Origin of the sequence: Arsukibacterium sp. MJ3 (assembly GCF_000987765.1) — a bacterium.
In the GTDB taxonomy this organism is placed as follows: Bacteria; Pseudomonadota; Gammaproteobacteria; order Enterobacterales; family Alteromonadaceae; genus Alishewanella.
This window is the reverse complement of sequence record NZ_LAHP01000177.1, coordinates 1-442: the sequence shown is the minus strand read 5'-3', so window position 1 is coordinate 442 and position 442 is coordinate 1. Positions and strand designations below refer to the sequence as shown.

General features: G+C 48.4%; 1 protein-coding gene. It reads right to left on the bottom strand.

Annotated elements, in window-relative coordinates; genetic code table 11:
• A partial coding sequence (locus VT06_RS17365; protein ID WP_161795056.1) for a Tfp pilus assembly protein FimT/FimU occupies positions 1-377 on the bottom strand: 377 nt, incomplete at its 3' end.
• Positions 378-442: the final 65 nt, after the last annotated feature.

Below are 442 nucleotides of genomic sequence, written 5' to 3'. Positions count from 1 at the left end.
GGGCGCAACGGAGGCTCCGTTTGCAATTGCCACTTATTCTCATACCAACGATAAAATCGATACGTGCTTTCCGCTTCATCAAATTCAATGCCATACACATAATTACGCAACAATGCTTGTTCACGGGCGTGATGCATTTGTTGTATAAAACGCTCGGCATTGCTACTCGTATCTTCATCAAACCGCGCTGTACTTGGTAAATTAAGCACCACGATCATAGCCCCAAGGCCAATAATTAAAATAGTGAGCATCACCTCGATTAGGGTGAAGCCCTGCACGCGATTGCTACTTCTATTCGCCGCACCATCACTGCTGGCGGCCTGTGAGCCAATCAGCAGGGTTGCTGCCGGCCGCTTTATCAATCGCGGTTGCATCATGCTCGAGTTATTGATCTTCTGCGCGATCGTGCATGTTCCACGTACCGATATCGTCATCAGTACCT